Consider the following 772-nt stretch of genomic DNA (forward strand, 5'->3'; position numbering starts at 1 on the left):
GCATAGAAATAACCGAACCATCTTCTGTAATTGGATCAACGAGGGCTAGCTCACCAAATGGTGTGAGTCCCGCATGGGAATTTTTGAGAACATCTCTATTTGACTTTCCTGACCGTACAATCTCGTAATCAATACAGCTTTCTGAATCTAACACACTCTTATGATAACAATCATACTCCGAGTCACTTAAGGCTTGAAGGACTTCCACCCCCATGCCTTGCCAAAAGTTAACGATGGCTTCAAACGGGTTATCTATAATCGTCTCAATAAAGTCAGACTGAGCCTTTCCTTCCATATCAGACAAGCTTGAATACATCAGCAGTATAGTTTTTAAGAAAATAATCGGCCGCGACCCGCCTCTGCGTAGATCAACGCACACCCAATTCCCAAGCAAAGCGGCACTAAATGTATCTTCAATCACATCAGCCATACTGGACATACACATCGCCCCTACATCTAGAGTAAACCTACTAAGGGCAGAAACAAACTTCAGAAGACACCAAAGCGGCAGCTCAGGAAAGTGTGTTTTAGTTAAAGTTATAAGCAACGTATACTCTGTTAGGCTCGAATCTCTAAGAAGTGAAAGCACCTCTCTCTCAATTTCACACACCTCCACCTGCGCAACACTAGCCTCTAGGTAATCAGCATCGGACAGCCTACGGAGATATTCATTGGCTGTAGCATTAGCCTCCAATACTGACAACATGCTTATGGGAGCTTGATGAACTACTTCACCCCCTCTACTGTAAAATAAAAGACAGACGACCCCATA

General features: G+C 43.5%; 1 protein-coding gene. It reads right to left on the reverse strand.

What is annotated here, in order from left to right:
* Positions 1-439 (reverse strand): hypothetical protein (locus OP495_RS18580; RefSeq protein ID WP_280571256.1); only part of this gene is annotated, 439 nt, incomplete at its 3' end.
* Positions 440-772 lie beyond the last annotated feature (333 nt).

This window comes from Chromohalobacter sp. 296-RDG (assembly GCF_029889885.1).
In the GTDB taxonomy this organism is placed as follows: domain Bacteria; phylum Pseudomonadota; class Gammaproteobacteria; order Pseudomonadales; family Halomonadaceae; genus Chromohalobacter.